The following is a 22,900-nucleotide window of genomic DNA, read 5'->3' on the forward strand; positions in this document are numbered from 1 at the left end:
CGGGGAGCGCCGATGCGCACGCACGTGCACGACCTGCTCGCCGAGCGAGCCGCGGTCGCCCCCGATGCCCCGGCGCTGACGTACAAGTCCGAGACGCAGAGCTATGCGGAGGCCTGGGCGGCGGCGCAGGCGTTCGCCGTCCAGCTGCAGGGCATCGGGCTGCAGCGCGGCGACCGCGTCGCGATCTACCTGGAGAAACGGCTGGAGACCGTGGCGGCCCTGTTCGGCACCTCCGCGGCCGGCGGGCTGTTCGTGCCGATCAACCACGTGCTCAAGCCGGCGCAGGTCGGACACATCCTCGCCGACAGCGGCTCGCGGTTCCTGCTGACCTCGTCGGACCGTCTGCCGGCCCTCGCCGAGGCGCTCGCCGGATCGGCCGTCGCGCACGTGGTCGTCGTGGGGGACACGGCCCCCGTGCCGACCGGGGACCACGGGGCGCACGCCTGGGCGCTCCCGGATCCGCCCGGCGCAGGCCCGGCCGATCCGGGGACGATCGATCTCGACCCGTCCGCGATCCTGTACACCTCCGGCAGCACCGGCCGGCCGAAGGGCGTGGTGCTCAGCCACCGCAACCTCATCGTCGGCGCGGAGAGCGTGAGCACGTATCTGTGCAACACCTCCGACGACGTGATCCTCAGCGTGCTGCCGCTGAGCTTCGACGCGGGGCTCAGCCAGGTGACCACGGCGTTCGCGGTCGGAGCGCACTGCGTGCTGATGAACTATCTGCTCCCGCGGGACGTGCCTCGCGCCTGCGCGGCGCACGGGGTGACCGGCCTGACCTGCGTCGCGCCGCTGTGGCTGCAGCTCGCCGGCGTCGAATGGCCGGAGGACGCCGCCCGCCGCATCCGCTACTGGGCGAACACCGGCGGACGGATGCCCCGGACGACGCTCGCACGGCTGCGCGACGTGTTCACCGCGGCCGACCCCTATCTCATGTACGGCCTCACCGAGGCGTTCCGCTCGACGTACCTGGATCCCGCCGAGGTGGATCGCCGGCCCGACTCGATCGGCAAGGCGATCCCGAATGCGGAGATCCTCGTGCTGCGACCGGACGGCACGCCGTGCGCGCCGCACGAGGAGGGCGAGCTCGTGCACCGCGGTGCGCTCGTGGCGCTCGGCTACTGGAACGACCCCGAACGCACCGCGGAGAGGTTCCGCCCCATCCGCCGCCCCGGCGAGGACTGGCGGGCGCCCGAGCTCGCGGTGTGGTCGGGCGACACCGTCGTGGCCGACGAGGACGGCTTCCTGTCGTTCGTGGGGCGTCGCGACGACATGATCAAGACCTCCGGCTACCGGATCAGCCCGACCGAGCTGGAGGAGGCGGTGTACGGCACCGGGCTGGTGCGCGACGTCGTCGCCGTCGGGGTGGACGACCCCGCCCTGGGCCAGCGCATCGTGCTGGTGGTGACCGCCGCCGGCGGAGCGCTCGACGCCGACGCCCTGGTCGCCGCCCTGCGCCCGGTGCTCCCGGCCTACATGCTGCCCGCACGGGTGGACGTCCGCGCCGATCTGCCGCGGTCGCCGAACGGCAAGTTCGATCGCGCCCGCATCAAGACGGAGGTGTCGTCATGAACGTGCAGGAGCACATCGACGCGTTCGGAACGGTCGACGGCGAGCTGCGCATCGGCGGGCAGCCGCTGAGCCGGCTCGCAGCGCGGGTCGGTTCGACGCCGTTCTTCGCGTACGACCGCGGCCTGCTCGACGCCCGCATCGACCTGCTCCGCGGACTGCTGCCGTCGCGGGTCGAGCTGAGCTACGCGATGAAGGCGAACCCGATGCCCGCGATCGTCCAGCACCTCGCGCAGCGGGTGGATCGGATCGACGTCGCCTCCGCCGGGGAGATGCGGCACGCTCTGGACACCGGGATCCGCCCGGATCACGTGAGCTTCGCCGGCCCGGGCAAGACGCCGGCGGAGATCCGCCAGGCGGTCGCCGCCGGCATCATCGTCGAGGTCGAGTCGTCGACCGAGCTCGGGCGCGTCGTCACGGCCGGGGACCGGCTCGGCGTCGAACCGCGGGTCGCGATCCGCGTCAACCCGGACTTCGCGGTGAAGGGATCCGGGATGCGGATGGGGGGCGGCCCGCAGCAGTTCGGCATCGACTCCGAGCAGGTGCCCGAACTCCTGCGGTCCTTCGCGGGCGGTGCCGACGTCCTCGGCTTCCACGTCTTCGCCGGCTCGCAGAACCTCGACGCGGAGATCATCGCGGAAGCGCAGCGCAGGACGGTCGACCTGGTCGCGCAGCTCGCGGGGTCCCTGCCCGCGCCGCTGCGCTATCTCAACCTCGGCGGGGGCTTCGGCATCCCGTACACCGAGCGCGACGCGCGGCTGGACCTGGAGGCGGTGGCCGAGAACCTCGAGCGGCTGGTGAGCGGACCGATCGCCGAGCACTTCCCCGAGGCCGGTCCCGTGGTCGAGCTCGGCCGGTTCCTCGTGGGCGAGTGCGGCGTGTACGTGACCCGCGTCGTGGACCGCAAGGTGTCGCGCGGGCGCACCTTCCTCGTCGTCGACGGCGGCCTGCACCACCAGCTCGCCGCCTCCGGCAACTTCGGCCAGGCCATCCGGCGCAACTACCCGGTCGCCCTCGGCAATCGTCTCGCGATCCCGGCGGACGAGGAGATGTCCGTCGTCGGCTGCCTCTGCACGCCCCTGGATCTGCTCGCGGACGGGATCCCGCTGCCGGCGGGCGCTGCGATCGACGACCTCGTCGTGATCTTCCAGCAGGGCGCCTACGGGCTGACCGCCAGCCCCACCGCGTTCCTCGGACACCCGGCGCCCGCCGAGGTCCTCGTCTGACCGCCCGATCGATCACCGCCTGAAGGAGAAAACGATGACCGCCGACATCCTGCCCGCCGTGCGCGAGGTCCTCATCGACGCCCTCGAGCTGACGCAGAGCCCGGAGGATCTGCGGCCCGAGACGGCGCTGTTCGGGGCGCTGCCCGAGCTGGACTCGTTCGGCGTGGTCGCGCTCGTCGCCGCTCTCGAGGACCGTTTCGACATCACGATCGGCGACGACGAGTTCGGCGCCGAGCTGTTCGAGACCGTCGGGACCCTGGCGGCGTTCATCGACGAGAAGGTCGGCGCGACCGCCGCCGGCTGAGCCTCACCATTCGACGAGCGCGAGCTCGCTGTACAGATAGTCGACCCCGGCGGGATCCAGCCCCGCCCCCCGGACCATGCGCGCGCGGGGGTTGCGCAGCACGCGCCCCACCCCTCGGGAGAAGCCCAGCAGGCGGCGCTCCGCGAGCGTGAACGGAAGCCGGTCGTGACGCAGCAGGTGCGCGCGCACGGCGGGCCACGCCTCCTCGAGCACGGCGCGATCGCCGCCGGCGTACAACGGCAGGGCGAACAGCCGGAGCCGTTTCATGCGATGCGCGCGATACACGAGGTAGGCGTAGCGGTCGCCCTTCTGGACGAGCAGATGCCGGGCGGCCGGTGCGTCGCGGTGGTCACGGTGGATGCGCGCATCGTCGCCCTGCAGCACCGCGGCGAGCACCGCGGGGTCGCTGCTGAGCCGGACGCCCCGGGGGAGTCCCGCCGGCGGGTTCAGCACGAGACGCGTCGCGGTGTCGAGCCGGGAGAATCCCAGCCGCTCGTTCATCGCGACGACGTTGCCGCTGGGGGAGAAGTCGGTGAACTGCACGTCGCGCCGCGCGAGCAGGGCCCGGATCATGCGCACGCTGTGCATGCGGTACCCGTCGAGCACGCAGAACGCCGCGAGGTTGCACAGCGGGATCGACGCGCCGCCGACGTCGCGCAGCGACCGCACGGCGGCGCAGACGCCGACGATCCGGTCTCCGTCGCGGAGCAGCACGCCGCTGTCGGGTCCCGCGTCCTGCCAGGGCGGACGCAGCAGCGCCGTCCATGCCGCCGCGGACACGCGGGGATTCAGCTCGGCGTGCAGGAACGCCGCCGCGGCTTCCGCCTCGTCGGCCGTGATCGGCACGAGATCCGGCCCGGTCATCCGTCGCCACCCTGTCGTCGCGGGCCGGTGGTCGTGCGACCGGATCCGGCGCCGTCATCCAGACGTTCCGCGTGCCGTGCGGCGCCGCGGATCAGCGCGGCATGCGCGGCGCGCATCGCCTGCACGCCGCCGCGATCGGGACCCTCCGTCGAGTGAGGAGACGCCCCGCTCCGCTCGGCGAGCACGGTCGCCGTGACGGCGGAGACCGCCGCGCCGAGCGTTGCGGCATTGGTCTGGGCGGCGGAGCGCCACCGGGCCGCGCGCACGCGCGCGTCGCTGACGAGGTCCGCCGGGCCCGTCGCATTGGGCACGAGCACGGAGCGCGCTACGTCGCGCGCGACCAGTTCGCGCGCCCCGCCGACGTCGCTGAGCACGAGCGGCAGGCCGATCGCCGAGGCCTCCGTGGCGGCCATCGGCCAGCCCTCGAAGAAGGAGTCCAGCACGAAGGCGTCCGCGGCCGCGAGCAGGGCCCCGGCGTCCGAGTTCCCCAGCAGGTGGATCCGGTCCGCGGCCGGAGAACAGCGCCGCACGGCGTCGGCGCGGCGCACCTCCGCCGCATCCGAGGGGTCGCCGGCCCACACCAGGCGCACCGGCGCGGCGCCGTGCTCGATCGCCGCCGTGAACGCCGCGACGAGGCCCGCGGTGTTCTTCTGCGCGTCGTAGCGGGCGAGGCAGACGAAGACGACGTCCTCGCCGATCTCCGTGCCGACGACGTCCGACAGGGCTGACCGTGCGCGCCGGCGCTGTGCGGGCGACGGGGTGCGCACGGCCGGTGATCCGTTCGGGATCACGGTGGTGGGGGTGCCGTCGCCGATGCGGCGCCGGTGGAACGCGCTCACGGTCTCGCTCACGGCGACGGCCTGCGCCGAACGCGCCATGAGGGCCGCGAACCGCGCCCAGCGGGCCCGCGTGAAGTGGATCTCCGTGTTGTGCATCACGGGGATCAGCGGGCGTCCGCTGTCCAGCGCTGCGCGCTCGAGCGGCGGCGGAGCGCTGTGCAGCTGGATGACGTCGGGGCGCGCGCGCCGGATCGCCTCGTGCGCGGCGGCGGTGTCGGCGGCGAGCAGCACCTCGATGCCGGCGGCGCGGAGGCGCGCGGCCCGCGCGCCGTCCTCCGGGCAGAGCACGACCGGATGCACTCCGTGCTCCGCGAGCCCGAGCGCGAGCATCTCGATGACGGTGCCGATGCCGCCGACGTCGAGGCCGTCCGCGACGAGCAGGCACCGCACCGCGTCCGGCGCCGGTGTGGGGCGCGCCGCGTCGGCGGAGCCGGCCGGAACGCCGTGACCCGCATCGGCGGGGTCGGCCGGATCGCCGTGACCCGCATCGGCGGGGTCGGCCGGCAGCGCGGCGAGCGAGCGCAGCGGCCGCGAGAACGCGGCCCGCGTCCAGCGGTGCACGTACCCGTAGCGCACCCGCGGCGGCAGCAGGTCCGTGGCGAGGATCAGCCCGCCCCACAGCGCCGCCGCGATCCGCGTCGCCCGCGTCCCCTCACGCGATCCCATCGGTGCCCGTCCTCAGGCGAACCAGGGGAGGGGGCGGTTGCGCCGCGACGGCCAGAGCGGCGCGAGCGCGTCGGCGCTCACGCCGATCAGCGCCCAGCGCCCCGTGGACGCCGAGCTGCCCAGCACGTGCGGGTGCGCACCGAACGGCGACAGGGCGGCCTGCGAGTCGTCCTCCAGGCCCGCCACGAAGATCAGCTCGTCGGGCTCGCGGGCGGCGATCGCCGCCCGCGCGCGATCCGTGTCCGCCGTGGACACCGAGAACGGGCGGTCGAACCGGGAGAGGTCGTCCGCGTGCTCCGCGGTGGCCTCGGGGTCCAGGTCGATGACGTGCAGCGAGCGAAGGCCCGAGATCTCGAGCACGTCGTCGATGAGCATGCGGATGTCGGCGAACACCTGGGTGCTGTCCGGGCTGATCCGGTGCACCTCGCGGGCGACGTGCGACTCGCCCCACCAGATCCGCGCGCTGCGGAACCGGCGCAGCCCCTGGGCCAGGGAGTCGGCGAGGCCGTCGCGGTGCACGGTGCCGCAGGTGGTCTGGATCGGAAGCAGCTCGGGGTAGGCGTCGCCGACGTGTCGATGCGCGAGATCGAGCTTGGCGAGGTTCGTGCTGAGGCTGTTGTGCGTGAGCGGGATGTCGCGGGCCACCGCCCTGCGTCCCGCCCGACGCATCCGCAACGCGTACTCGACGCCGTAGGCGTGCCAGGCGAGCAGCGGATCCTCGGAGAGGGGCTCGACGAGCAGCTGCTCCTGCGGGACCATGAGCAGCACCTCGTCGAGGGTGTCGACGTCCCTGGGTTCGGGTGCGGGCTCGCCGATGCGCACGATCCGGTCGCGGATCCGCCCGATGATGCGCTTGTCGCCGTCGATGCCGACCGCGCCCATGATGCCGATGTCCCCGGCGTCGAGGAGCTCTGCGGCGGCTTCCTCGAGGGCCGGCAGCGAGTGCAGCACCACGTCCTGGTGCACGAACACGACGACCTCGTTGCGCGCCCGGCGCGCCCCGTCGTTGAGCGCCGCACCGGCCGAGGAGAACCGGTTCTCACGGTTGTCGACGGCGATGAGCTCGGTCTGCGGGGCGTCCGCGACCTGGGCCTCGACCGAGCGCCGCAGGCACGAGGAGAGCACCGGTTCGTCGTTGTAGACGCAGACGATCGAGACCGGTGCGCGTCGTCCGGCGGAGCGGGTCTGTGGCGTCGTCGTCACCCCACCGATCCTAATCGACCCGACTCCGCGCAGGGGCGCGGAAAATCGCCTCTGACGGGCGGAAAGACGGTGCGGCGGAGGGGCGCTGTCGATACGATGATCGCGTGAGCGTGGACGTTGCCGTCGTCGTGGTGACCTACAACAGCGAGGAGCACGTCTCCGCGCTCCTCGACAGCGTGCCGGCCGCCCTCGGGGACGCCGTCGCCTCCGTCGTGGTCGTCGACAACGGCTCCACCGACCGCACGCTCGAGATCCTGGACGCGCGCGACGACTGCACGGTCGTGCGCTCCACGAACGTCGGTTACGCCGGGGGGATGAACCGGGCGGTGGCGGAGTCCCCGCCGGCCCGTGCGATCCTGATCCTGAACCCGGACGCGGCGCTCGATGCGGGCGCCGTGCCGCGCATGCTCACGGTGCTCGACCGGCCGGGGGTGGGCATCGTCGCTCCGCGGGTCCGCGAGGCGGACGGCGGGCTCTCGCCCACGCTGCGCCGCGCGCCGACGCTGGGCCGGGTCGGCGGGCTGAGCTTCACGCAGCGCCCCGCCTTCGCGGAGCGGATCGAGGATCCGGCCGCGTACGAGACCGAGCATGACGTGGACTGGGCGGTGGGCGCCATCCTGCTCGTCGACTCGGACTGCTACCGCGCACTCGGCGGGATGGATGAGTCGTTCTTCCTGTACTCGGAGGAGACGGATCTCAGCCTCCGCGCGGCGGACGCCGGCTGGTCGACGCGGTACACGCCGGACGCCGGCGCCGTGCACGTCGGCGGCGGATCCGGCGAGAGCTCGAGGACCCACGTCATGAAGATCCTGAACCGGATCCGGCTGTACCGCCGCCGCAGCGGCCCGGTCCGCGGGGCGCTCTACTTCTGGCTCAGCGTCGGCGTCGAGGTCCGTCGTGGCGTGTTCGGACGAGGCCGCTCCTGGACAGCGGTCAGGGCGCTCCTGAAACCATCGGAGCGCCCTGACGTGCTGGGGTTGGGGGATCGGCTCATCCCGCGCTGAGCGCGGTCACTGCTCCACCCGGGCGATGGCCGTGCCGTCGCTGTAGCGGTTGGCCTGCCAGATGTTCCCGTTCGGGGCGCCGATCGCGTTGAGGCTGTTCGTCGGCCCGAACACCCCGCACTTGCCCGAGCCGCCCCGGGCGAACAGGTTGTTCGTGACCGTGAGGTTGTGGGTGTCCGGGTAGGGCTTGCCCGGGTAGTAGCCCGGGTTGAGGCAGTATCCGGCCTGGGTGTTCAGCCCGGAGGCGCTCATGTCGAACGTCGACGCCAGGTAGTTGTGGTCGATCGTGATGTTCTGGATCGGCCCGAAGTCGCCGTAGAACCCGATCACCGCGGAGCACCCCGCATCGCTGCCCGGGTTGGACGTGCTCTCCCAGTCGCCGCAGCTCGCGTAGTTGTGCAGGATGCGGAAGTCGTTCGTGCCGTTTCCGCCGAAGGCGTTGTAGTGGTACGAGCCGCCCAGCTGCATGCCGTGCACCCAGTTGTCCGCGGCCTCGCAGTGCGTGTCGCACTTGATGACGCCTTCGCCGCCGTGGGAGTTGACCCGGTAGGCGAAGAAGTTGCTGCGCCCGATGTTCTCCCACCACGGCAGGTCCGAGGGGTGCACTTCGGTGTCCTCGATGAGGACCGGTCCGTAGCTGGCCTGCTCGCTGTAGATCACGCCCTTCACGAGCGAGTTGCGGATGGTCACGCAGGGGGTGTCCTTGGACGTCGTGCCGTTGCCGGCCTGCACGATGATCGTGTCGTTGACGATCTTCGAATCGATCACGACGCCGCAGCTCGTGATGGTCGTCGGTCCGGTGTACGTCGTCAGGGTGACGGGCGCCCGCGTGTCACCGGGCAGGCCGTGCGGATAGCCGGTGTTCTGCGGCCCGGGCCAGCAGCCGCCCCAGGGGTCGGCGCCGCCGGGGGTGTTCGCGCTTCCGACGCAGCCGGCGCTCGAGACCGGCGGCGTGGTGGTGCCGGGGACGGTCACGGCCGGAGGCGCGGTCGAGGTCGGCGGGGTGGTCGGCGCGGGGCTCGGCTTCGCCATCGTCGTGGGCGCCGGAGTCGGCGTGGTCGTGGCCGGGGCGGTGGGCCTCGGCGACGTGCTCGGCTTCGGCGACGTGGTGGGCGCCGTCACCGCCTGAGCGTGGTGCCCCGTGCGATGGAAGACCACGTCGACGAGGTAGTTGGATCCGCGATAGGTCGACTTCGGGACGGCGTCCGTGTGGCCGTAGCGGTAGACGCCGGCGTCGGCGCGCAGCGAGAAGCCGTTCACCTGCTTCGCGGTGGTGAGGTCGTTCTCGGTGGCGGCGTATCCGCCGTTCGGGGCGTTGTAGGAGGCCACGTAGGTGCGGCCGCCGGTGAGCGGGACCGGGGCGTCCAGCGGGATGGTCCGCCAGCCGACCGTCTGGGACGTGGGGAACGACTTGTGCGCGAGCACGGCGCCGTCCGACGACCACAGCGTCGCATCGGTGACGCCGCGGGCGTCGCTGCCCTGGTAGTACCGCAGCGCGGTGACCTCGCCGGTGCGGTCAGGGGTGAACGTGATGCCGAGCTCGACCGCCTTGTGGTCGGGTTCGGCGGCGACCTTCGGGGTCATGGTGTCGGGGAACATGCTGACGGCGGCGTCGGCGGACGAGGGCGCGAACGCGCCGGTGACGGCCGCGAAGGTGCCGGCTGCGACGACGAGCGCTGCGCCTGCGGCGATGAAGGCGAATCGGGAACGGCGGGAACGGATACGACGAAGCGATGTGCGTGTGGGGGAGGGATTCATAACCGGTATTTCGATGGATTCAGACGCAGATGGGGGGTCTGCAACATAACGAACGAGTTAAGACAGTATCTGTTCGGTTCCGCGGAACCTCGCGGAATTTTCAGGACTCTCCCGGTATGCCGATATTCCTCCTCCTCGATATTTCGATATTTCAATATTCCGATGCGAATCGCATGAGAGCGCATTCGTGTCGAAATGCGGCCCCGGCGCTCAGCGCAGACGCTTGAGCACGGCCTTTCCGAGCCGCACGGCGTCGCCCGGACCCGCGCGGTGCGCGAGGATTCCGCGCACCGACTCGACGCTGTCCGTCGCCGTGACGCTGTACCGCGGGCTCAGCCAGGCGCGCTCGACCGCGGGCATCCGGTCGCTCGTGAAGACCCGCTCGTAGCCGGTCGCACGCAGGCGCTGCAGCAGCGCGCGGTCGTAGCGGCCCAGCGGGAGCGCGGCATGCCGGATCGTCGTCCCACCGGCCCGCTCGAGCGCGGCGCGGGCGTCGATGAGTTCGCGCTGCGCCTCGCCGGGCTCGAGGCCCCGCCAGGGGATGTGCGCCCACCCGTGCGTGCCGATGCGCATCCCGGCGGCCCGCAGTCGCACGAGGGCCTCGGGATCCAGGCTGTCCGGATCCTGCAGGCGGCCGGCGAGCGCGAAGAACGTCGCGGTCAGGCCGCGTTCCGCGAGGGCGGGCAGCGCGATGTCCACGTCGGAGCGGTTGCCGTCGTCGAAGCTCAGGTCGACGTCGTCGCGGCCGGGCAGCAGGTCGAGGACGCGGAGGAGCAGATCCTCGGCGACCCAGTAGTGCGCCTCGCCCGGCTCGCGCTCGCGACGCGGTACCCCGATGCCGTGGAAGCAGAGATGGGTCCTCATGACGGTCCCGCCTTCTGCGGCTCCGTGCCGGGCGTCCGCGTGCTCTCGTCGCGGCCCCAGTCGCCACTCGGGCTGCGGCGGGCGCGGACCGCGGCGAGCAGGGTGATCGCGAGGTAGGCCACCGCGGCCGGGGCGAGGCGCTGGTCGTGCCGCACCACGTCGCGCAACCACGACCAGCGGTCCGCGGAGCGCACGGCCACGCCCTCCGTCTCGGCCGCGCGCCGCATCTCCGCGTTGCCGCGGCGCACCCGGACCAGCCGGCGGACGAGGTCCGCGGTGGTGCGCGGGGACTCCACCTCCACGACGACCCCGGCGACCTCGCTCTTCTCCGCTTCGGCGAACTGCGCGTCCAGGAAGAGATCGTCCGCGGTCAGGGCGGGGAACTCCGCGAAGCGTGCGCGCCCGGCCTCGGAGACGACGATGAGCCCGCGGCCGAACAGGCCGGAGCGGAACACGGGCAGGCGCTGGTTGATGCGGAAGTAGGCGCGCACCGGCCAGGTCCGGCCCGTGGTGACGACGCGGCGCACGGGCATCGTCGCGAGCACACCGGGGCGCTCGCGGAGCGCCGCCGCCAGCGCTCCCAGCGCTCCCGCCGGCGGGACGATGTCGGCATCGAGGTAGACCCGCGGGAACCCCACGGCGACGCGCTCGGCGGCGTTGAGCGCCCCCGGCTTGCCGGGCTCGGGGCGCTCCACCACCTGTGCGCCCCGCGCCCGTGCGATCTCGGCCGTCGCGTCGGAGCATCCGTTGGCGCTCACGATGACCTGCAGCGGCACGCCCTGCACGGCGGGGGTCAACGCGTCGAGGCACCGGCCGATCACGGCCTCCTCGTCGTGCGCGGCGATGATAACGCTCACCGGGACCCGGCCCTGCGCATCGGCGCTCATCGGGCCACCACCGTCGGCGACCAGGCGTGCGGGATCAGCACCGTCGGCGTGCCGCCCCCGTCGGCGGCCAGCTTCCAGACGTCGGAGTCGCCGGGCGTCGCGTTCGGCACGCCGTAGAGCAGGGTGGCGTCGTCGAGCCACACGATCTGGTCGTCGATGCTGCGCTTCTCGACGCTCAGCACGGTGACCTTCCCTGAAGCGATGTCGTACACGGCCGGCGTCCAGTGCACCGTCGCGCCCGAGCCGCCGGTCACCCGCTTGAACGCGATGCGCGTGCCGTCGGGCGAGAGCGACGGGCACTCGACCGCGTCGAGAACCGAGGTCATGGTGCGCGTCGCGATGTCGCCCTTCACCAGATAGGTGCGCCCGGCGGTCGTCATGCCGACCGTCGCGTAGAACGTGTTGTCGTCGATGAAGCTGATGCCCCAGTAATTGCGGTCGAGGGGTGCGCTCGGCTGTCCGTCGATGAGGAGGGTCCAGGTCTCGAGCGGCGGCACCCCGGATCCGTCGGAGACCCGGCGGATCTCGGTGTCGGTCGAGAAGCCGATCGTGGCGTAGGCGTGGCCGGTCACGAACGACGTCGTCGCGACCATCGTGCCGTCCGGGGAGAAGCGGGTGCGACTGGGGACGCCGGGCAGCGCCCACTGGGCGCGCTGCGTCTTCCCCGACGCATCGTAGATGCGCGCCGAGTAGGTGGGCGTGATGCTGCGCTCGGAGGAGAGGCAGGACATGGCGTCGGTCGTCGCGGCGACGCGATCGCAGGCCGGATCCAGAATGCTGCGGGCGCCGGTCGGATCCGCGAGCGGGACGACGGCGACATGACCGTAGCCCTGTCCGGTCGCGGTGTTGCGGAACACGATCCGGGCGCCCGTGACAGGGGTGCCGGGTGCGGAGGTGCCGACGGCGGCGGGGGCGTCCTGCTGGCTCCGGTACTGCGACCAGGCGGAGAGGCCGACCGCGGTGGTCCCGCCGAGCGCGAGCACCGAGACGACGATGATGAGCAGCCACTTGGCGCGGGTGCTCATGGCGCATGCCCTCCGTCCGCCGCGGGTGCGGGTTCTCCGCGCGCGCCCGACGCCTCCGTCTCGCCGTGCGGCGCGCTGAGGTGCGGCCGCAGCAGCAGGGCGATGACCGGGATCGCGATGAGCAGCGCACCCGCGACGAGGAACAGCGAGAACTCGCGGCCGAGTGCATACCAGAGCAGGCCGAATCCGGCCGCGGAGAGGAAGCGGCTGATCGCCACGACCGTCTGCGCCGCCGCGATGCCCGTGCCGTGGGTCTCGGGCGTCGTCAGCTGCGCGGCGAGGGCGGCGAGCACGCCGTCGGTCGCGGCGTAGAAGCCGCCGAGGAACAGGAGGCAGAGCAGCGTGGCGGCGACGTCCTGCATCGGCAGGACCGCCACGAGGTAGGCGGCGAGCAGGCCGACATGGCCGAACACGAACACGCGCGCGCGACCGATCCGGTCGGACAGCCGGCCCAACGGGATGGCCAGCGCGAGGAAGGCGATGTTGGTGCCGACGTACATCAGCGGGAACCATTGGGCGGCGAAGTCGCTGCGGGCCTGGAGCACCAGGTAGATGAAGCCGTCCCCGATCGTGAGCAGGCCGAGGATGCCGGAGGCGGCCAGCACGCGTCGCATCGGCCGCGAGGCGACCGTCGCCCAGTCGAACCTCGGGCGCGGTGCGCGAACCGCGCCGCCGAGCGCCCCCGCGCGATCGCCGGAGTCCGCCGCGCTCCGGGCGGTGCGGACGTTCGGCACGAACAGCCCGAGGATCATGACGCCGATCACGGCGAACGCGAGCGAGGCGAGGAAGATCGTGCCGTAGCCGTTCGGGATCAGCAGCAGGATGAGGAACGCCAGCAACGGGCCGACGGCGGCGCCGATGTTGTCCAGGGTCCGGTGCACCCCGAACGAGGTGCCGAGGTTGTCGGGACGGGAGGAGGCCGTGATCACGGCGTCGCGCGGGGCGGTGCGGATGCCCTTGCCGATCCGGTCGGCCGAGATCACCACGGTCAGCGCGGTGAAGCCCGAGGCGAACAGCAGGCCGAGACGGGCGACGGCCGCGACGGCGTAGCCCACGAAGGCCACCCACTTGGGCCGCCCCAGCCGATCGGACGTGTAGCCGCCGGCGATGCGCACCAGTGCGCTGACGCCTTGGTAGAGGCCGTCGAGGAGGCCGAAGGCGATGGTGGACAGACCGAGGTAGGCGGTGACGTACAGCGGCAGGACCGCGGTGACCGACTCCGATGAGATGTCGGTGAGCATCGACACGATCCCGAAGGCGACGACCGTCGACGAGACGGTGCGCAGGCCGGGCCGACGCGCGGTGCTGCCTTGGCCCGAGGCGGTCCTCGGCTTGTTCGAGAAGGAGATGTACACGGTCGCCTCACTGCGTCCGGAGGACCCCGAAGACGGTGTACAGCGTGCCCGTGCCCGAGGAGCCGAAGGACAGGGTGAGGGATTCGTAGGCTCCGACGAAGGTCATCGTGCCGTCGGCCGTCGGCTGCTCGTTCAGACCCGCCGCGGCCCAGCGCGTGCGGTACTCGGCGCGGATGTCGTTCTGCGATGCCGACGAGAGCGCCGACAGGGTCACCTGCATCACGGTGCTCTGCGCGGCGATCGAGCTCGAGCGCACCGTCGAGCCCGCCGCGGGCCCGGCGATGGCGGTCGGGAATCCGTCGACGATCCCGCCGTCCTTCGAGCCCGATGCGGGCAGCGGGGCGCTGATCAGCGGCTTGGCCGGTCGGGCGCTCGCCGGAGGCAACGCGCTGAGCGGGGTGGCCGGTGGCGGCGGCACCTCGGAGCCGGAGGTCGGCGTGGCGCCGGGCAGAGGGCCCGACGTGCTCCGGGCCGCGGCGGTGGTCGCCGGGTGCGGCCCGGGACGAGCTCCGGGGCCGGCGGCCGCGGTCAGTGCGATCGCGGTGATGATCCCCGCGGCCGCAAGCGCGCCGACCACGGCGATCGCGATCTTCATCGCCCGGGTCATCCCGCTTCCGCGTGCGTCGTCCGACATCGCTGTCGCCTCCCCTCGGCCCTACGGGCCGTGTGCTCCCCCGCCCGCGACCTCCCGAGTCACGGGTACAGCTCCGATGTTTCTGATGCCCAGGGGCCCGCGGCCAGGGGTTCGCCATGCTCTGGGGGAGGAAGAGCACTTGACGGCGACGGGAGGCCTGACCGCGGACCCGGTCTATGCGGCGCGGCAGGGTGGCCGCCGGTCATCAGTACGCTCCGTGCGGGTGGATCAGCACCTTCGCCGTGCGCCACATGATGTGCAGGTCGTCGGTGACGGACCAGTTCTCCACGTATCGCAGATCGAGGCGCACGCTCTCCTCCCAGGAGAGATCGCTGCGTCCGGAGACCTGCCAGAGGCCGGTGATCCCGGGCTTGACGTAGAGGCGCCGGAAGACCTGGTCGGCGTAGTCGATCACCTCACGCGGCAGCGGAGGGCGGGGGCCGACGACGCTCATGTCGCCGGCGAGGACGTTCCAGAACTGCGGGAGCTCGTCGAGCGAGAGCTTGCGCAGGATCCGGCCGACCCGGGTGACGCGCGGATCATCCTTCATCTTGAAGAGAGGCCCGGCGCCCTGGTTCTGGTCCTGCAAGGCGATCAGCCGCTGCTCGGCGTCCGTGTGCATGGAGCGGAACTTGACCATCCGGAACATGCGGCCATCCCGTCCCACCCTCTCCTGAAGGAAGAACACCGGACCGGGCGAGTCGAGTCTGATCAGCACGGCGATCACGGGCGCGAGGATCGCGATCGGGATCAGCGCCAGCGAGGCGACGGTGACATCGACGATGCGCTTGAGCACGCGATGCGCACGGAAGTCCGAGATCCGCACGTGGATGAGCGGCAGTCCGTCCGCACTGGAGAAGTGCAGACGCGTGCCGACGACGTCTGGCAGGGGATCGGAGAGCACGAGCTCGGCAGCCGTGCCCTCCAATCCCCAGCTCAGTCGCTTGACGAAGTCCGGGTCCCCACTCGGACGGCTCGCCAGCACGACTGTGTCGGTGCTCAGCTCCGCGGCCACGGTCCCCACCGTGATCGCGTTGCCGAAGACCGGGATTCGCGCGTCTCGGACCACGAGGTCGCGCGCATTGCCATCCAGCAGGGTCGCCCCAACGACCGCATAACCGGACTTCTCCGCCGGGATCAGGGCCCGGATCGCGCTCTCCACGTCGACGCGATTGCCGACGACGAGGGTGCGAGACACGAACCGGTTCCTCCGGCGGAGGGCGCGCAGGCGGCTGTGCCAGGCGAGTCGGCTGAGCAGGAGTCCTGCGAGTCCGATCGGCAGGCCGACCAGGACGGTCGGCCGCATGGCTTCCCATCCGAGTGCGGCCGCCGCCATGGCGACGACGCCGAAGGACAGGGCGGTGGCCGTCGCCAGCGTCCTCGCCTCTTCGGCGCCCCTGCGGAAGAGCGCCGCATCGCGGGTGCGCAGCGTGCCGAGCAGCACCATCCAGATCGTCGCCAGCAGGACGGCGCGCAGGGCGACGTCGGATCCGGCCGCGCCCCCGCTCATCTCGATGGCGGCGCTCGAGACGACGGCGCTGAGCACCGTCGCGGTGTCGCTGAGCAGCAGGCGCCCGCGGAAGCGGTGCTCCCATTCCCGCCGACGCGTGAGCGCGGCGGAGGCTCGCGGAGCCGTCGCTGCGTCGACCATGACGGACTTGTCCGTCTGTAGCGTCGGCAGCGGCGTGAACATGCCCGGGCGTGCGAGGCCCAGTGCCTCCTTCACGGAGGTCATGTCGTGGCTCCTCGAGCCATGACAATACGCAGTCCCCAGTGCGTCATTGTCCTTCCCCAGTGCTTCCCCAGTGCCGTTCGTGGACGACGAACGGTGCATTCGCGCGACCGACCCCTCGGTGCCGTCTCCCACCGGGATCCCAATTCCCGATGTCCTCCGCCGTTCCCAGGCGGCAGAGGCGTGCAGACGACCTGCTCGAATGATGTGACTCTAGCCCATGACGGCCGCCGGGGGAAGATCCATCCGCGTCCTGTTTGCGAGTTCCTTTTCCGCAGGTCAGGTTTGGTATCCCGGTCGCCGGAGGACGCCCCCGCCTCGCGGACGAGCGCGAGGATCCGCCCGGCGATCGCGTGCGTCGGGGCGGGGAGGGTCTTGCCGGTCGTGGCGTCCCCGACTGTGCGGATGCGCGCTCGCCGGACGACGAAGGGCGGCTGGTAAGGCCTGGGAGAGAAGCTCCTGTGCGTCGGGGCCAATCTCGTCGCGGTGCGGACTGTCGCCGAGGTGACAGGCGGCCTCTCGCAGAACGCCGTCAAGCCCGCTACGACCGTGAAGCGGAGCAGCTTGAAGATCGCGGACAGGCGGGTCGATCCGGCGTCGGTCGCCGACCTCTCGAAGACCTTCGGCCTGCATCGATCAGTGTCTGCAGAACGCGGCCGTGGGCCTGAGCAAGGTCGAGATCCTCACACGCTTCGCGGGCTCGCACACGGTGAGCGTCGAGTTCCAGGCCCCGGGCCCGGGCGGCCCGCTCGCCGTGTGGACGACGCCGATGTCCCGGGCGACTCCCGTGACGATCGGGGACACCTGCAAGTAGCGGTGCCGCGGCCGGGGGCACTCGCCGTGTCCCCAGCCGCGGCAGCGCCATCCCTGCGGCCGAGTTCTCGGTGGGATCCGGGGGTGCGCCTCGGTGCGAGGCAGAAGACGGGTGGTCGTGCCCGCGTCCGGGGCGTCATCCCGCATCGGTCGCGGGATGACGGATCAGGCCGTTGCGCGCTTCCGGCGCTTCTGGCTCTTGCCGTTGCCGGTCGTCTGGACGGTCGTGATCTCGCCGGTCGTCGAATGGGTCATCCCGTAGGTGTACGAACCGTAGCCGTAGCTGTCCGGGCCCTTGGTGGGCAGCTTCGTCGCGACCACGCCGAGCAGGTCGACGCCGGCGGTCTCGAGCGTCCGGATGGCGCCTGTGAGCTCCTGCTTCCTCGTCTCGCCGGACGCCGACACCAAAATCACGCCCCGTGCCTTCTTGCCCAGCACTGCCGCGTCTGTGACGAGGAGCAGCGGCGGGGCGTCGATCAGCACGTAGTCGAAGTAGTCGCCGAGCGGGGCGAGCACCTGGTCCATCGCGGTCGACCCGAGCAGCTCGCTCGGGTTCGGCGGGATCCGCCCGCTGGTCAGCACGAACAGGTTGCTGCCGCCCCACTTCTGCAGCGCGTCGGCGACGTCGATCCGTCCGATCAGCACGTCGGTGAGGCCCACACCCCCCTCGATGCCCATGTAGTCGGCGACGCGGGGGAGACGGAGATCGCCATCGATGAGGGCCACGCGTGCACCGGTCTCGGCGAGGGCGATGGCGAGGTTGGCGGCGGTCGTCGACTTGCCCTCGCCCGGGCCGGCACTGGAGACGACGAAGACGCGCGGACCGTCGTCGACGGCGAGGAACTGCAGGTTGGTGCGCAGGGCGCGGAAAGACTCCGCGCGCGGGCCGCGCGGGTCGGCGTGCACGATGAGCGGTCGCTTGGCGGCGTCGGGGTCCTTGGCGATCCCGCCCAGCACCGGCTTGCTGGTGATCGCCTCGAGGTCGTGCAGGGTGTGCACGCGCGTGTCGAGCATGGTGCGCAGCACCGCGATGCCCAGGCCGAGGGCGAGGCCGAGGACGGCGCCGAGCGCCAGCGTCAGCGGGATGTTCGGGCTGGACGGTGCGGCCGGCGCCGCAGCGGGCTCGGTCACGGTCACCTGCACGAGGCTGTTGTTGCCGCCCGTGGGCTTCTCCAATGTGCTTTGGATGGCGTCGGTGAAGCTCACCGCGACGGCATTCGCGATCTTCGCCGCACGATCCGCATCGCCGTCGACGACGGAGATGTCGATCAGGACGGTGTTCAACGGTGTCGTCGCGGTGACCTGCTTCGCGAGCTGCGCAGACGTGGTGTCGAGATTCAGCTTCTGGATGACAGGGGCGAGGATCAGCGCGGTGCCGACGATGTCGGCGTAGCTGGTGACCATCTGTCGGGCGAACGTCTGGCCCTGCACGAGGTCGCCGGTCGCGGCTCCCTCGGTGCGCACCGACACGTACAGTTGGGTCGAAGCGTTGTACTTCGGGTGCTGCAGGGCTGCGTACCCGGCGCCTCCCGCGACGCCGACGACGACGATCAGGATCAGGATCCAGTTCTTCCGCAGAATGCGCACGTAATCGTGGAGATCCATGCCCGCCCCCCTCTTGAATTCACGGTCTCACAATGTTACCGAGTGATCGCGGCCTGATTCGACAGTCGCGTCGCGGGTCAGGAAGCGGCGATGCGCGGTGCGTCCAACGCGTGCCCGTAGCCCGCGTACGGGTTGCGACCGCCCCTGGGCGTCGGCTGCTTCGTGAGCACCGTTCCGATGACCCGTCCGCTGGCCGCATCCACCGTGGTGGCGGCGTCCGCGATCCGGGCCGCGGCGACGCCGGCGGTGGCGGCAGCCAGGATCACGCCCGTGCAGAGGTGAGAGACAACCACGGCGTCCGTTACCGGAAGGACGGGGGGCGTGTCGATGAGCACGATGTCAAACGCGGCAGTCAGCTGCTCTATCAGCACCTCCATCGACGGCGATCCCAGCAGTTCTGCGGGGTTCGGCGGGATGGCTCCGGCGGGGAGCACGAACAGGGTGCTTGTCTTCCATCGCTGCAGCGCGTCGTTGATGCTGATCCGTCCGGCAAGCACGTCGCTCAGCCCGACATCGCCGTTCACGCCGAAGCTGGCCGCCACGCGCGGCTTGCGCAGGTCCGCGTCGAGCAGGGCGACCCGGTGACCGGCCTCGGCGAAGCTGAGCGCCAGGTTCGCAGCGAGGGTCGATTTGCCCTCGCCGGGGGACGAGCTCGTGACCGCGAACACACCAGACCGCCCGGGCGGGATGAAGAATCCGACGTTCGTGCGCAGCGTTCGATATGGCTCGGAGCGCGGGCTGCGCGGCTGCGCCGCGAGCACGAGAGTACGCTGCGACGCGGACGGATCGAACGCCGTCACGGCGAGCACCGGGAGGTCGACCGCGGCTTGGAGCTCGTCCCGGGTGCGCACCCGGGTGTCGAGCTGGCCGCGCAGCACGGCGGCGCCGATCCCGACGGCGAGACCGGCGGTGGCGCCGAGGGCCAGCGACAACGGCAGGGCCGGTGCGGCGGGCCGAACGGGCACCAGGGCGGGCTGCACTGAGATCACCTGGATCCGGTAGGTCGCGGTCTCCGACGGCTTCTCCAGCTTCTGCTCGACGACGGTCTGGAAGCTCTCGGAGATCGCGTTGGCGAGGCGCGCCGATTGCACGGCCACGGGCGCGGAGGCCGAGATGGTGATGACGAGACTGTCTTGGCCCGTGGTCGCGCGCACGGAGGGCGTGAGGGCTGCGACCGTCGTCGGCAGACGCAGGCTGTCGATCACCGGCTGCAGCACCAGCGAGCTGGTGATGAGCATCCGGTAGCTCTCGACGGCCTGACGCGTGTACGAGCTCGCCTGCGTCCGATCGGCGGTGCTGGCCTGGGCTGACGACTGCGCCGCGATGTAGACGTCGGTGCTCGCCTCATACCGCTGGGGCGTGAACAGGGAGACGAGCACGCCGGCCGAGACGCCGACGACGACGCCGGAGATGATGAGGACGGACTGGCGGCGCATCGTGCGGAGAAAGGAGGGAAGATCCACGAGGCTCCTCACGGGACTGGCACAATGGCGGGACGGGGTGCGGTGGTACCGAGACTATCGGGCGCTCACGCACTCCGACCGAGCACAGGACGAGGAGAGTTCCGCATGTCGAGGCTGCAAGCGCTCTTCCCCGACGGCCCGCGCAGTACGCGGATCGTGTTCGACGACCATCACACCGTGCGCCGGCTCAACGAGATGTTCGGTGGGGAGCGCGCGGGGCTGCGCCAGGTCGTCGCGGTGGCGGACGTGCCAGCACTGGTGCGGACGGTTCAGGCGTCGCAGCGCGACGCCGCTCCCATCGTCCTGCCGGCTCAGAGTGCGAAGTCCACCCGTCGTGGCTCGCGCGGGCCCCGCCGCGACGTCGTCAACGTGACGGCGGGCGTGATCGCGGCCGTCGTGCTCGCCAGCGCGGGGGTGGCGGGCGTGGTGCACGCCGCGAATGCGAATCCCGCCGCCGACGCGTACGCCGCCCTGCAGGCCGGCGAGGCTGCCGTCGAGGATCTGGCGCAGGGCGTGCGCAACTCGCATGCCCAGACGGCCGCCCGGATCCGCGACGCCCTCGACGACGTGCAGTCCCTGCAGGCGGCGTTCGTGAGCCTGCAGCCCGGTCTCGTCGACCGCGCGGGTGACACCGTACGACTGGCGGATTCGTCGATGCTGACCGGTGCGATCGCCGATGCGGCGGCGACGACCAACGCACTCAAGGCGATCACCCTGCCTACGCTGCCCGCCGACGACACGGTGCGCGTCGACGAACGCTCCCTCGACTCGATCGCCAAGGCCGCCGACCAGAGCCAGGCGCGCACGCGCGCCTGGCAGGCAATGACAGCCCCGCTCGCGGCCATTTCGGACAAGGTGTCGTCGACGATCGCCGCCTACGATGCGCGCCGCGCCTCGGTCGCGGCCGCGTTCCCCACCTTGGCTGCGAGGATGGTGGACGAGTACTCGAGTCGGGATCGGACCCTGCGCGACGCGGTCACCGCGGCGGCGACGCGGATCGCGACGACGAACCTGGCGCAGGGCGGCGCCGCCGCGATCACGGCGTATCGCGCGGCCGTCCAGGCGCTGGTGGCCGCACCCCGGCAGCCCGTCGCGGGTACGACGAATCCGGAGACGGGCGCGGGCACCACGAACGGTCAGCAGACTCGCGGGACCTCGCCCACCGCGGCGCCGACGACGCCCTCGGACACGGGAACGCCGTCGCTGACGGTCCCGTCCCCGCCGGCCGGCTGACGCCCGTTTCCCGCCCGGTCGACGCCCGCGTCAGGCGAGTGCGAGGGTGACGACCCGCTCGACCTCGGTCAGGGCGGGAGCGAGCAGCGCCGCGGCCTCCTCGTACACTTCGCGGGGTCGACGGTAGGGGTCGAGCACGTCGTCGTCCTCGGGGAAGCCGGGGACCATGCCCCGGTGGTCGCTGAGCACGCGGCCGAGCGCCTGCAGGCGCGCCCTCCGGTCCGGGCCGGGGCCCGCCATCGCCGCATGGATCTCGTCGTCGCCGGTCGCCGATGCGAGGCGGGCGAACTCCCGGATCGTGAAGGCCCTGCGCAGCAGCGACGGCATCATCTGCACGACGTGCGAGCGATGCTCCCTCGTCATCGTGAGGATCAGATCCGACTCGGCGAGCAGCGGGTCGAGGAGATAGCGCGCCTCGTGCGCGGCGGCGTCGTGAGGATCGGCGCCGGCGGCGATCGCGACCTCCTGGGCGAGATCCGTCATCCCCTCGCCGGTGAGGCCGTGGGTGCCGGCGCTGTGCACGCGGACCCCGAGGCCGCCGAGCCGGGCGCGCAGCAGCACCTCCGCCATCGGCGAGCGGCAGATGTTGCCCGTGCACACGGTGAGGATCGTCGGCACCGACTCGTGGTCCGGTACGGCGGCGGGCGACCCGGTCGGCGACGCGCCGGCGAACGGGGCGCGCGATGCCGGGGAGGCGGCTTCCGCATCGGCCGTCGCATCGGCGTCGCGCCGTGCTCGGAGCTCGCGCCGAGTCAGGGGGGCGGGGGATGCGTCCGCCGCCCGCGGGTCCTTCGGGTCGTTCATCACACCAGGGTAGGGGGAGCGGGGTCGGACGGCGCCGAAGACGACGATCCGATCAGGCGCCGTGCGCCTGGTCCTCGATGTAGCGCAGCAGCACGCCCTCGCGCAGCGCCCACGGCGAGACCTCCAGCTCGTCCACGCGCATCGCGGTCATCGCGGTGTGCAGGGCCACGGCGGCCGCGACGATCTGGAACGTGCGGTCCGGGGTGATCCCCGGCAGCTCCTGCCGGGCGATGGCCGGCAGACGCGCGAGGCGGGGGATCCAGGATCCGAGCGCCGCACGCGGCAGCAGCATCCGCTCGTACCCCGACCAGCCGGGCACGGGATAGCCGACGAGCCGGGCCAGGGAACGGATCGCCTTCGACGAGCCGACGACGTGATCGGGCCGGGGGAGCACCGAGAACTGCGCGGCCACCGGGGCGATCGCCTCGGCGGCGTGCGCGCGCAGCCGCTCCACGGCCTCCTCTCCGGGCGGGTCGTCGGGCAGGAACTGCACGGTGAGCCGGCCGGCGCCCAGCGGCACCGAGGCGGCGAGATCGGGCAGCTCCTCGGAGCCGGCCGCGAGCTCGAGCGATCCGCCGCCGATGTCGAACAGCAGGATCTGCCCCGCCGCCCAGCCGAACCAGCGGCGCACGGCGAGGAACGTCAGCCGCGCCTCGGTCTCGCCGTTGAGCACCTGCAGCGGCTGTCCGAGCGCCTGTTCGACCCGGGCGATCACCTCGGGCCCGTTCGCCGCCTCGCGGATGGCGCTCGTCGCGGTCGCGAGCAGCGCGTCCACCCTCTCCTGCGCGGCGACGCGGCGGGCCTGCTCCACGGCCTCCTCGAGCGCGCGCACGCCCTCCTCCGAGATCGCGCCGGACGGGGTGAGGAAGCGCATCAGCCGCAGGATCGACCGGTCGCTCGTGGTCGCCAGCGGTCTGCCGCCGGGATGCACGTCGGCGGCGAGCAGGTGGACCGTGTTGGATCCGATGTCGAGGACTCCGAGACGCACGGGGAGAGAATACTCCTGCGCCTCCGGACGAGAGCGCGGCACAGCGAACCGGCGCGCTTTCATT

The 22,900-nt window shown here is 72.0% G+C and carries 20 protein-coding genes; 6 read left to right on the forward strand and 14 right to left on the reverse strand.

Features of this window, described 5'->3' with window-relative positions; all coding sequences use genetic code 11:
* Window positions 1-12 precede the first annotated feature (12 nt).
* Genes RBR11_RS10120 through RBR11_RS10130 form a run of 3 tightly spaced genes read left to right on the forward strand, consistent with a single transcriptional unit; the run spans window position 13 to window position 3,099 of the window.
* Entirely contained in the window at window positions 13-1,572 is a 1,560-nt protein-coding gene (locus RBR11_RS10120; protein ID WP_308489207.1) for an acyl-CoA ligase (AMP-forming), exosortase A system-associated, read from the forward strand.
* Window positions 1,569-2,795 (forward strand): pyridoxal-dependent decarboxylase, exosortase A system-associated, encoded by a 1,227-nt coding sequence (locus RBR11_RS10125; protein WP_308489208.1) that lies wholly within the window; start codon window positions 1,569-1,571, stop codon window positions 2,793-2,795. Before RBR11_RS10120 ends, RBR11_RS10125 begins: the two co-directional genes overlap by 4 nt.
* A gap of 34 nt (window positions 2,796-2,829) precedes the next feature.
* Window positions 2,830-3,099, forward strand: coding sequence for an acyl carrier protein (locus RBR11_RS10130; RefSeq protein WP_308489209.1), 270 nt, complete (start codon window positions 2,830-2,832; stop codon window positions 3,097-3,099).
* Window positions 3,100-3,102: 3 nt separating this feature from the next.
* On the opposite strand, the gene RBR11_RS10135 is transcribed toward RBR11_RS10130, so the two are convergent.
* The 3 genes from RBR11_RS10135 to RBR11_RS10145 are packed head-to-tail and all read right to left on the reverse strand — an operon-like array spanning window position 3,103 to window position 6,671.
* Window positions 3,103-3,963: a hypothetical protein gene (locus RBR11_RS10135; RefSeq protein WP_308489210.1), complete on the reverse strand. Its 861-nt coding sequence runs from the start codon at window positions 3,961-3,963 to the stop codon at window positions 3,103-3,105.
* Complete coding sequence (locus RBR11_RS10140) at window positions 3,960-5,468, reverse strand: glycosyltransferase family 4 protein (protein ID WP_308489211.1); 1,509 nt, start codon at window positions 5,466-5,468, stop codon at window positions 3,960-3,962. Before RBR11_RS10140 ends, RBR11_RS10135 begins: the two co-directional genes overlap by 4 nt.
* 12 nt (window positions 5,469-5,480) lie before the next feature.
* Entirely contained in the window at window positions 5,481-6,671 is a 1,191-nt protein-coding gene (locus tag RBR11_RS10145; protein WP_308489212.1) for a glycosyltransferase, read from the reverse strand.
* 104 nt (window positions 6,672-6,775) lie between these two features.
* On the opposite strand from RBR11_RS10145, the gene RBR11_RS10150 reads away from it, so the two are divergent.
* Window positions 6,776-7,675, forward strand: a complete 900-nt coding sequence (locus tag RBR11_RS10150) for a glycosyltransferase (RefSeq protein WP_308489213.1) — start codon at window positions 6,776-6,778, stop codon at window positions 7,673-7,675.
* Between the two features lie 6 nt (window positions 7,676-7,681).
* Here RBR11_RS10150 and RBR11_RS10155 read toward each other — a convergent pair whose 3' ends face one another.
* The 7 genes from RBR11_RS10155 to RBR11_RS10185 all read right to left on the reverse strand — a co-directional run bounded on the left by RBR11_RS10155 (window position 7,682) and on the right by RBR11_RS10185 (window position 15,933).
* Entirely contained in the window at window positions 7,682-9,433 is a 1,752-nt protein-coding gene (locus RBR11_RS10155; protein WP_308489214.1) for a DUF4082 domain-containing protein, read from the reverse strand.
* Window positions 9,434-9,643: 210 nt separating this feature from the next.
* On the reverse strand, window positions 9,644-10,297 hold the full coding sequence (locus tag RBR11_RS10160; RefSeq protein ID WP_308489215.1) for a polysaccharide deacetylase family protein: 654 nt from the start codon (window positions 10,295-10,297) through the stop codon (window positions 9,644-9,646).
* Complete coding sequence (locus RBR11_RS10165; RefSeq protein WP_308489216.1) at window positions 10,294-11,184, reverse strand: glycosyltransferase; 891 nt, start codon at window positions 11,182-11,184, stop codon at window positions 10,294-10,296. Before RBR11_RS10165 ends, RBR11_RS10160 begins: the two co-directional genes overlap by 4 nt.
* On the reverse strand, window positions 11,181-12,209 hold the full coding sequence (locus tag RBR11_RS10170) for a hypothetical protein (RefSeq protein WP_308489217.1): 1,029 nt from the start codon (window positions 12,207-12,209) through the stop codon (window positions 11,181-11,183). Before RBR11_RS10170 ends, RBR11_RS10165 begins: the two co-directional genes overlap by 4 nt.
* Window positions 12,206-13,564 carry an MFS transporter gene (locus tag RBR11_RS10175; RefSeq protein WP_308489218.1) on the reverse strand — a complete coding sequence of 453 codons (1,359 nt, stop codon included), beginning with the start codon at window positions 13,562-13,564 and terminating at the stop codon, window positions 12,206-12,208. The genes RBR11_RS10170 and RBR11_RS10175 overlap by 4 nt, the downstream gene beginning before the upstream one ends.
* Before the next feature lie 7 nt (window positions 13,565-13,571).
* Window positions 13,572-14,198, reverse strand: coding sequence for a hypothetical protein (locus RBR11_RS10180; RefSeq protein ID WP_308489219.1), 627 nt, complete (start codon window positions 14,196-14,198; stop codon window positions 13,572-13,574).
* A 205-nt stretch (window positions 14,199-14,403) separates the two neighbouring features.
* A complete protein-coding gene (locus tag RBR11_RS10185) occupies window positions 14,404-15,933 on the reverse strand; it encodes a sugar transferase (protein ID WP_308489220.1) in 1,530 nt (509 codons plus the stop codon).
* 655 nt (window positions 15,934-16,588) lie between these two features.
* Here RBR11_RS10185 and RBR11_RS10190 point away from each other — a divergent pair.
* On the forward strand, window positions 16,589-16,744 hold the full coding sequence (locus tag RBR11_RS10190; protein WP_308489221.1) for a hypothetical protein: 156 nt from the start codon (window positions 16,589-16,591) through the stop codon (window positions 16,742-16,744).
* A gap of 164 nt (window positions 16,745-16,908) precedes the next feature.
* Here RBR11_RS10190 and RBR11_RS10195 read toward each other — a convergent pair whose 3' ends face one another.
* Window positions 16,909-18,348: a tyrosine-protein kinase domain-containing protein gene (locus RBR11_RS10195; RefSeq protein WP_308489222.1), complete on the reverse strand. Its 1,440-nt coding sequence runs from the start codon at window positions 18,346-18,348 to the stop codon at window positions 16,909-16,911.
* Between the two features lie 77 nt (window positions 18,349-18,425).
* Entirely contained in the window at window positions 18,426-19,811 is a 1,386-nt protein-coding gene (locus RBR11_RS10200) for a tyrosine-protein kinase domain-containing protein (RefSeq protein WP_308489223.1), read from the reverse strand.
* A 105-nt stretch (window positions 19,812-19,916) separates the two neighbouring features.
* Between RBR11_RS10200 and RBR11_RS10205 the strand changes: the two genes are divergently transcribed.
* Window positions 19,917-21,044, forward strand: coding sequence for a hypothetical protein (locus RBR11_RS10205; RefSeq protein ID WP_308489224.1), 1,128 nt, complete (start codon window positions 19,917-19,919; stop codon window positions 21,042-21,044).
* A gap of 30 nt (window positions 21,045-21,074) precedes the next feature.
* Here RBR11_RS10205 and RBR11_RS10210 read toward each other — a convergent pair whose 3' ends face one another.
* Both RBR11_RS10210 and RBR11_RS10215 read right to left on the reverse strand, forming a co-directional pair.
* Window positions 21,075-21,848 carry an arsenate reductase/protein-tyrosine-phosphatase family protein gene (locus RBR11_RS10210; RefSeq protein ID WP_308489225.1) on the reverse strand — a complete coding sequence of 258 codons (774 nt, stop codon included), beginning with the start codon at window positions 21,846-21,848 and terminating at the stop codon, window positions 21,075-21,077.
* A gap of 52 nt (window positions 21,849-21,900) precedes the next feature.
* Window positions 21,901-22,836, reverse strand: coding sequence for a Ppx/GppA phosphatase family protein (locus tag RBR11_RS10215; RefSeq protein WP_308489226.1), 936 nt, complete (start codon window positions 22,834-22,836; stop codon window positions 21,901-21,903).
* Window positions 22,837-22,900 lie beyond the last annotated feature (64 nt).

Origin of the sequence: Microbacterium capsulatum (assembly GCF_030865425.1) — a bacterium.
GTDB lineage: Bacteria > Actinomycetota > Actinomycetes > Actinomycetales > Microbacteriaceae > Microbacterium > Microbacterium capsulatum.

Coding starts and splice junctions, on each gene's coding strand:
- RBR11_RS10120 (WP_308489207.1), top strand. CDS start 13: ATGCGCACGCACGTGCACGACCTGCTCGCCGAGCGAGCCGCGGTCGCC.
- RBR11_RS10125 (WP_308489208.1), top strand. CDS start 1,569: ATGAACGTGCAGGAGCACATCGACGCGTTCGGAACGGTCGACGGCGAG.
- RBR11_RS10130 (WP_308489209.1), top strand. CDS start 2,830: ATGACCGCCGACATCCTGCCCGCCGTGCGCGAGGTCCTCATCGACGCC.
- RBR11_RS10135 (WP_308489210.1), bottom strand. CDS start 3,963: ATGACCGGGCCGGATCTCGTGCCGATCACGGCCGACGAGGCGGAAGCC.
- RBR11_RS10140 (WP_308489211.1), bottom strand. CDS start 5,468: ATGGGATCGCGTGAGGGGACGCGGGCGACGCGGATCGCGGCGGCGCTG.
- RBR11_RS10155 (WP_308489214.1), bottom strand. CDS start 9,433: ATGAATCCCTCCCCCACACGCACATCGCTTCGTCGTATCCGTTCCCGC.
- RBR11_RS10160 (WP_308489215.1), bottom strand. CDS start 10,297: ATGAGGACCCATCTCTGCTTCCACGGCATCGGGGTACCGCGTCGCGAG.
- RBR11_RS10165 (WP_308489216.1), bottom strand. CDS start 11,184: ATGAGCGCCGATGCGCAGGGCCGGGTCCCGGTGAGCGTTATCATCGCC.
- RBR11_RS10170 (WP_308489217.1), bottom strand. CDS start 12,209: ATGAGCACCCGCGCCAAGTGGCTGCTCATCATCGTCGTCTCGGTGCTC.
- RBR11_RS10180 (WP_308489219.1), bottom strand. CDS start 14,198: ATGTCGGACGACGCACGCGGAAGCGGGATGACCCGGGCGATGAAGATC.
- RBR11_RS10185 (WP_308489220.1), bottom strand. CDS start 15,933: ATGACCTCCGTGAAGGAGGCACTGGGCCTCGCACGCCCGGGCATGTTC.
- RBR11_RS10195 (WP_308489222.1), bottom strand. CDS start 18,348: ATGGATCTCCACGATTACGTGCGCATTCTGCGGAAGAACTGGATCCTG.
- RBR11_RS10205 (WP_308489224.1), top strand. CDS start 19,917: ATGTCGAGGCTGCAAGCGCTCTTCCCCGACGGCCCGCGCAGTACGCGG.
- RBR11_RS10210 (WP_308489225.1), bottom strand. CDS start 21,848: ATGAACGACCCGAAGGACCCGCGGGCGGCGGACGCATCCCCCGCCCCC.